This is a genomic window from Vibrio sp. SG41-7 (assembly GCF_014164465.1).
GTDB classification, from domain to species: domain Bacteria; phylum Pseudomonadota; class Gammaproteobacteria; order Enterobacterales; family Vibrionaceae; genus Vibrio; species Vibrio splendidus.
The window spans coordinates 1-8,222 of sequence record NZ_JACJFF010000166.1 but is presented as its reverse complement, the minus strand read 5'-3'; the positions used below and the strand labels follow the sequence as shown (position 1 = coordinate 8,222).

Annotated in this window: 6 protein-coding genes and 1 pseudogene; 4 read left to right on the top strand and 3 right to left on the bottom strand. The window is 38.8% G+C overall.

From position 1 onward, the window contains the following. Nucleotides 1-21: 21 nt before the first annotated feature. Together H5300_RS24285 and H5300_RS24280 are read right to left on the bottom strand one after the other, a co-directional pair. Entirely contained in the window at nt 22-1,218 is a 1,197-nt protein-coding gene (locus H5300_RS24285; protein WP_182797113.1) for a hypothetical protein, read from the bottom strand. Nucleotides 1,219-1,331: 113 nt separating this feature from the next. Then, a complete protein-coding gene (locus H5300_RS24280) occupies nt 1,332-2,804 on the bottom strand; it encodes a PHP domain-containing protein (protein WP_182797112.1) in 1,473 nt (490 codons plus the stop codon). Between the two features lie 269 nt (nt 2,805-3,073). On the opposite strand from H5300_RS24280, the pseudogene H5300_RS24275 reads away from it, so the two are divergent. After that, nucleotides 3,074-3,289 (top strand): annotated as a pseudogene (locus H5300_RS24275) (alpha/beta fold hydrolase); the annotation flags it as partial. A 449-nt stretch (nt 3,290-3,738) separates the two neighbouring features. Here the strand turns inward: H5300_RS24275 and H5300_RS24270 are convergent. After that, complete coding sequence (locus tag H5300_RS24270; protein WP_017085638.1) at nt 3,739-4,638, bottom strand: HNH endonuclease; 900 nt, start codon at nt 4,636-4,638, stop codon at nt 3,739-3,741. Nucleotides 4,639-4,945: 307 nt separating this feature from the next. Between H5300_RS24270 and H5300_RS24265 the strand changes: the two genes are divergently transcribed. The 3 genes from H5300_RS24265 to H5300_RS24255 all read left to right on the top strand — a co-directional run bounded on the left by H5300_RS24265 (nt 4,946) and on the right by H5300_RS24255 (nt 7,859). Further along, complete coding sequence (locus H5300_RS24265) at nt 4,946-5,818, top strand: alpha/beta fold hydrolase (protein ID WP_182797110.1); 873 nt, start codon at nt 4,946-4,948, stop codon at nt 5,816-5,818. Nucleotides 5,819-5,966: 148 nt separating this feature from the next. Further along, nucleotides 5,967-6,770, top strand: coding sequence for a hypothetical protein (locus tag H5300_RS24260; protein ID WP_017091243.1), 804 nt, complete (start codon nt 5,967-5,969; stop codon nt 6,768-6,770). 45 nt (nt 6,771-6,815) lie between these two features. After that, nucleotides 6,816-7,859, top strand: coding sequence for a hypothetical protein (locus H5300_RS24255; RefSeq protein ID WP_017091242.1), 1,044 nt, complete (start codon nt 6,816-6,818; stop codon nt 7,857-7,859). Nucleotides 7,860-8,222 lie beyond the last annotated feature (363 nt).

Here is an 8,222-nt window from a genome sequence, read left to right as displayed (position 1 = left end):
GAACTGGATTAGCTGGCATAGTTATCCCCTTAAAAATCTAAACGACAACGATGCTGACACAGGGGGGAAATGGGTGATCGGATAATCCCGAAATGACTGATCGGAATGCTCCGAAATATGCACCATTATAATTTGACGATTTAACTTAGCATCTCTGATATAAGGAACTAAAACCGTAGCTACGCTATTATTATCTAGGTTATCTTCTGGCTGATCAATTATTAATGGAATGTCTTCCTTATCTAGGACCAGGTAGAATACTAGCAATAAAGCCCCTTTTTCTCCCGGGGATAACTGGTCTAAACTTTTTCCCTTTTGTCTTAAATCATAGTGCGGTGATAAATACTCTAATCCAAAAATAAGATCGTAGAGTTCTTTTCGGTTGTTCGTGACATCTCCTATAAATATTGGTGCTTCTTTCTTATTTTCTCGATGATCGCACTCAAGATAATCGATCAGTTTACAAAGGAAAGATGTGATACTTTCACCATCATCCCAATCCGTAGCTCCAATTAGATCTTCATCTAGTATTCTAGAACCTTCATCAACTCCAAAAAAAGTGCCAGAACGATTTTGCTTTATATTCCTAAGAATATTCTTTGCAAGGTCACTATCTGGATAAAAAGCGCTAACAATATTTAATCCAGAAACATCTGACCCATTTAATACTGGGTCAATTTCAGATTTAATATCGTCATAAAACTCTTTTATCTCAGATTTAATCTTGAATATTTCCCGTGTTTTACTTAAACGCTCTTCTCTTAAACCGTTTAGTTTTTCAGGTAAATCTTCGCTAATAAAATTCAAAGCTGCTATGTAATAATTTAATGTTCCATTTTTATCAGAGCTACCTTCGATCTCATCTTTGCGGACTTGCCAATTTGCGAGATTACGTAGGTAGTCTTGGTATACTTTTTGTTCTCCAGTAAACTGTGATTCAAGTATTGATATATCATGCTCATAGCGCTTTATTTTAGATTGTATATTTAATGTAGAGATATCCGCTTTCTGATAGTCATCGTGCAAAACAATTTCTTTTAGATCAGATTCCAGTTGATTCTCTACAACAGATATTTCTTTATCCAAAGATTCTTTATCAAATTTATAATCTATAAATTCTGAAATTTTGATTCCTAGAGGTTTTAGTTCATCATCGGCCTTTTCTAATATTTTATTAATATCTTCAAATTTTGATATTAATTCAGCATTGAAACCCACTAGGCGACTTGTAAGTTGAGAACGGGAGCTAATCGATTCATTTAGCTCATTGAATTGTATTTCCAGTCGAGCCTTACTATCGATTAACTTTTGTAAAGTTGCTTTCTTTTCTCTTACTTCTTCGGTTTCTTCTTTTTTGACGGGTCTGCAATTTCTAAAGGTTTTGTCGTAATGTGGACTCTTAATTCCTCTTGAACAATAGCTTTTTGACTAATAAAACTCTCTGCCTTGCTTGGACTGCTCCAATCTTCAAGATTTATTATTTTTTCATTTAAAGAGCGAACTTCTTCCAAAAGGTGATGAAGAAGTTTATTTACTGCCTCTTTTTTAAATGTGATTAGCTCGCTGAAAGTGGGTTGTCCAAAACGTTTATGGTAAGGAACATATTGAAAAACCACTTTTTCTACTTCAGCCCGAAAAGCTTCAACTTTCCCTATTTCATTACAAACTTTTTCAAAATAACTTTGAGGCAAGTAACGCACTAGTCGCTGTTGATTAGTATCTATCTCATGAGTGAGAAGTCTGTCACTCGACGTTTTACCGCTCTCGAAGGTTAACTTCGCACTAAATCTATCTGCGAGACCTCTTTTTTTAAATTTGTTTTTGTGTAGGAATAAAAAGTCATCTGAATGTTCTGAGTCAGCGCACATAGCAATGATGTCAGAAATTGCACTCTTACCGTTACCTTTATGTCCAATTATAGTGACCAACTCACTATTTAATGGGATATCAATATCCTCAAACCATTTATTCTTCGCATCATGTTTACCAGTCATAGAGATATTCAATGATTTTATATACTTTGTTCTATTTTCTCTAACCCTGGCTATTACTGGAGGTTCGTCACCGATATAAAATCTACTTTCTGGCTCGTTTAAAGCGTATTTTAGCCCAGCAAAATTTGGAGTACCCTTTATCCACATCTTTTGCTTACGTTTGTAGTGACCAATATGATGATTATCAGAACATATGATCATAGGTATTGTTCGATTTATATGAGGAAACACAAATTTTCGATAACCATCTTGGTCACTTTCCTTGCCAAGTTCGTATATATCCACTTCTTGTGCGATGTCGGTTTTCTGAGCGCTATTATGTGGTAGGGAATGTGTTATGTTTTCCACTGACCCACTTTTATCCCCAGCATGAATTGTTGTGATCCCACCTAAGCTTTTCACAAGCCTCATAGTATCGATTAGGTCGCAATATACTTCATTGTGTTTTAATTGCTCAGATTTGATTTTATGTAAATCAGTCTTGTATTGCAGTTGTCCCCATACATTATTGATATCGCAATTTTCTGGAAATATGCCAATGAAATGTATGGGTTCCTTACCCCTAGCATCAGATAAAAACTCAATACCTGGTAGTACTGTAATGCCTTCACTTTTCCCTAATGATTGTAAATCATTTAGACGCTCTATATCGATCACATGATGATCGGTTATAGCAAACACTGATATACCATTTTTCTTCATTTCGGCGATGATATCGGCGTTAGTTGCTGTTTTAGCTTTATAATCGTATGAAGATTGCGTATGAAAATGCAAGTCCCACTGATGCCACTCTGAACCTCTAGATTGCATTGATAAAACCTTTTATAAATAGTGATGGAGTTAAAATTACATCGTTCTTCCATCACTAGAATCAAACATAGACAAAGATTATCATATCAATTGGTTGAGTATTTTGAATTGACTCAATATTCGTTATCAATACTAAAAGTAAGCAACAAAAGATTGTTAACCCTTAGTTAAAACATCCTTGACCCGTCTACAGCTTCACACTTTATAGTGGCTATATTGATTGAGAGGGGCGCTTTCTGCGTTCCCTCCAAAGTAAGTAGAGAGACACTATGAAACGTTTAATACTAAACATCACACTCTTGATATTCATGACGCTTAGTAGCGTGAGTGCCATGGCTCATGATTCAAAAGTTAATTACGGTATTGCGATATCTCACGATGGTGAGCAAATTGCGTATAGCGAAAGTGGGAGTGGGGATACGACGCTGATCTTCATTCACGGTTGGAGCTTAGACAGTAGGCTGTGGCAAAATCAAGTTAGTGAAGGCTTTTTTACGTGCTGTACAGCTCCCGAAACGACTAGGGCAGATGCACGTAAGAATAGGCTGATAATCCCCTCCTAGCCTCCCCTTGGTTTACATCTCCAATCTCTTGTTTGGTTATGGGAAAGGGGAGGAACTGAATACCGGTCGCTGCATGTGCTGCTATATGTCCAGCGAAAAAGAATGTTCTCCCCCTCGAACGTTAATCTAAAGAGATCGTTTTACTCCATTTGAGGGGGATCTAGAGGGGGAGGCTTTGTTCTACTAGAACTAATCAATGCAACGTTGATGAAAGCGGTGAAGTCAGTGAAAGAGGGCAGTTGTAACTGTTCGAGAGAAAAACTAAGGCCTCGCGATTGCGGGGCCTTTTTGTTCTTTACGAAGTTCTCATCGACAAGTTTAGTTGAATCCCTTTGGAGTATCGAGACGTTAAGTAGTCGAGTCGCGTTAGTTTAATTTGTTTGCGAAATTTTGAAGTTGAACTCGTTGTTATGTGCTTCTAAATACTTTTCAAATCGATCACGATGAACTTCGCTTAGTTCTTCAGCGCAAAGTTCTTCTCCGCTTTGAATACCTAACCCTTTCAGTAAAGAAACATTTAGTTTGGGTGATAACCGCGATATGTACTTCGAGCCTTTTTTGATGAAGGTTAGTAAGTGAGCGTCAAATAGTTTATCAATATGAGCACAAAGTAGGATACCATTTGCGCCATCAAGTCTCTGTTCATCACTGTCACATTTGGACCAAGGAACTATGTGAGATGCAATCAAAATCTCGCGTACACTTGTAAGTGTTAATGCACAGCACTCACCATTTCCCCATGAGTTGATAACGTTTTGTCTAAATTGTCCCTGCCCAATACGAGAGAGAACTAAGCTTTCACGTTCTGTCTTATCGGTAGTACTGCCGAATATACCGTTAACGTCTTGCGCTACGTTGGGTAAAGGCATTTTTGAGTACTTTGCTTTATGGTTACCGATCGCATAGTACTCATCGCCAATGACCTCAAGGGACATCTCAGACACTTCTTCTATGTACTCTTTTATTTTGGCGCTGCCTGTATCAACATAACTGTCGTTATCTTCATCCCAGATTATTGGAAATGTTCTTAATGAATAACGTTCATTTTCCACCAACTTGATGTACTCAAGAGCTTCGCCAAATGCATTGACCCTACGTCCTTCGTTATTGAACTCCCAGTCCATAGAAAAAATCAACGATCTTTCTCGGTCTGTATTGACATCCCATGCACCAAAATACACTTCCTTTTTTTCGTGATTAACAAAGGCCCACCCATAACGAGCATTTCGATTCGTTGCGCCGTAGGATTCCATAAATTTTTTGCGTGACATTGTCTACCTTACTTTTTAGTTAGCGTTTCTTAATTTTAATCTAGGAGTTGTTTACATAGTGAATAGCCGTCAAATCAGGAGGAGACCGTCCAATCTAGTAGTTAATCAACGTTCATTATAAAGAAATGATCGGGTAAAGGCTTATGAAACTATTGGTGAGCGAGCGCTCTACATTAAACAATGCGTAAGTGATTTAGCTGAGACACAAAGCCTTGCCACTACAGTCTACAACTTCACACTTTATAGTGTCTACATTGAATGAGAGGGGCGCTTTCTGTGTTCCCTCCAAAGTAAGTAGAGAGACACTATGAAACGTTTAATTGTAAACATCACACTCTTGGTATTCATGGCGCTTGGCAGCATTAATGCCATGGCTCATGATTCAATGGTTAAGTATGGTATCGCGATATCTCACGATGGTGAGCAAATTGCGTATGGCAAAAGTGGGAGTGGGGATACGACGCTGATCTTCATTCACGGTTGGAGCTTAGACAGCAGGCTGTGGCAAAACCAAGTGAGCGAGTTTTCAAAGCAGTACCAAGTGATCACCATGGACTTAGCAGGGCACGGCAACTCATCGTTCAACCGCGAAGAGTACACCATGGTTGCGTTCGCTGAAGACATCAAAGCCGTCATCGAGAAAGAACAACTCGAATCCATCATCTTAGTTGGCCATTCCATGGCGGGTGGTGTTATTGCAGAAGCCGCTAAAATGATGCCGAAAAGGGTGAAGGGCATTATTGGTGCCGACACATCGCAAAACGTCGCACTAGCCGTTTCACAAAGCGACTTAGATGCAATGACCAAACCTTTTGAAGCAGACTTTCAAGCGGGCATTACTACGTTCGTGAAAGACTCGTTACCAAAAGACGTAGACGCAGATTTACTTTACTGGGTAACACAAGACATGGCATCAGCACAGCCAGCTATCGCGATAAACCAGTTCCGCCATTATCTAGGCCAATACGTGACTGGCGAAGCCCACCGCGTGTATGAGAACGTGAGCGTGCCAGTGATATTGGTCAATGCTCGTCTATGGCCAACCGATTCAGAAGCGAACAAGAAACACATCAAGGATTACAGCATTTACTACATTGAAGGTTCAGGCCACTTCTCAATGCTAGAGCAACCTGAGCAGTTCAACACAACGTTGATGAAAGCGGTCAAGTCAGTGAAGTAGGGCGCTGTAGTTGCTGATTGAAAAACTAAGGCCTTTCGTATTGTGAGGTCTTTTTATTGGAACTAACATCTCATTTTATTATTACTTCGAGGAAGAATTACTGTCCTTGACTATTATTCGTACAGTTGATATGCAAGAGGGGTTCTATATGTTAAAGATTATAGCTTGCGCTACCGTACTCGTTGTAATGACGGGCTGTACTTCGCCAACAATTCTTTCTGAGAGTAAAGATAAAGAACTCTCTCTGTCTAATGAAATTCTTAATAATGAGTGTGTAATAGTGCCACTTGCCACTGGGGATGGTGAGAAATTAACAGGCGCATTGACTGCTTTCGTTGTTGATGCAGCAGCCACACTACTGATCGATGAAATTCAAACTAGACTCGAAAATGCAGCAAAACAACAGGTTATGTTTAAAAATAGTACCTTTATAGGAGTCAGTAACAGTGGTTTAGCAGATGTCAATTGCGAACAAAAAGTAACAGTCACTCATAATGGTACTACTTCCCATGGAGTCCAGCTTGTATTCAATAATGCTAACTCTCTTCCACTAATAAGAATTCAAGCAACATCAAGTGATGGTGACACAATACCACTACCAAAAGGTTGGAAAAAAGCTACAGCTTCTTTAAGCCTAAAGTGGAAAACGATTTATTCCAAAGGTGGAATAGTAAAAACTTCTCAGACTACCCCAATTGTAGTCGCGGAGTTTAAGTCAAAAGACGACGGCAAACCTTTAACATTTATTGAGCAATCTAAACCAATCATGCTTCAAGCACCGAGCGCTCCAACTGATGCTCCGAGTGTACATGTTTTGACCTACACATTTACCATGGTGGAATCGACGAACTCAAAACTGCTTGGGCAACTTGCTAAGTCATTGAAAAAACAAAAAGGGGCAATGGTAGACGAGATTAATAAAGCTTACATAGAAAGCTTGGATGACGATTGATATTTGCTCTGTGGTAAATATTACTAAAGTTCATTTGGAGGATATATGAAAACTAAATTAGTCATGCTTGTTTTCGTTCTTATTATTAGTGCCTGCAGTAGTAAGAACACATATACAGTGATTGAAGACCAAAGTGGTAACGACAGAAGTTTTGATGGAATCGTTGATATCATTAATAAAGAGGGGAACACCAATGTACTCTTTATCCATGGTATGAGTGGATACGCGAAGCTTGATGATGAAAAACCAATTGATCCATGCACTGTCATTAATAGCGTAAGAGCAAAGTTTGGTTTGTCAGCGGGTGATTTCCAATACCCTGATCTACATTGTTCTGATACTTTCAATGTCGATGATAAAACGGTTCACTTAATGTCAATGCATTGGAGTGACGTAACGAGCTTTCAAAAATTACAGTTGAATGCTATCGACCAGCAGAGCAGTTTCGACGAGAAAAGGCTCGATATTACCAAGCAAGCGAAATATGGATTAGTTAATGATGGGTTTGCGGACGCACTTATGTACACTGGAAGCTACAAAGACTTAGTGTTGAAGAGGATTATTGATCAGTATAAACGGATCCAAGAAACAAACCCTGCAGATAAGGTAATCATTGTAACTTTTAGTTTAGGGTCTTCCATTTTTATTGATTCACTAGAACGTCTAAATCAAAGTGGCGAACAAGACCTTTTAAAAGGTAAAATTCAAATGGTTTACATGATGGCAAACCAAGTCCCTCTTATCGATCTTGCGACATCTGACGTGACAAATAAACCTGAAGCAATCCCGCAAACTTATGAAACGATTTCGCCTTACCTGAGCAATTCAATAGATAAGAGCAATGATAAAGTACGATTCGTGGCATTCTCTGACCCAAATGACCTTCTTTCATACCCATTAGACAGCGAAAGAATGGGTAACCTAAAAGGTGACTATGTAAATGTTATTGCTCCTTCGGCTGATAAAACATATTACGTTCCATTCTTTAAAAAGTTTTCAATTGTAAACTATAAAAACGCCCACCTAGCCTATGTCTACAGTGAACCTATTATGAAGTTGCTACTTGATGGGTATAAAAAAGAAGAATAGTAGACGATGTATTAGGTCAGTAAGTTGGGCTATTTATATCTAGTTCTAGGTATTGGGAAAAGTAAATTACTGGACTCGAATTAAGGTTCGCTCCGGCACTGCCCAAACCTAGTTCAGAATGACTTAATTCCCTTAATCTTTTTGTTTTATTAGTTCTTTATTTCCAATTTAATTAACTGGTCGGTTAGGCGAAACTAGCTAGTTTGTTGACATGTTGGAGCTGTATTTCCCGCTAGTACCCGAATTCAACTCCGAACTGCGACACTCTTAATTTTCAAGCAGCCGACATCATTTCTTTAAATAGGACAGCTGGCTGCTTGAACCCCAAACACTTTTTCGGACGATAGTTAATCCGTTGTTGCG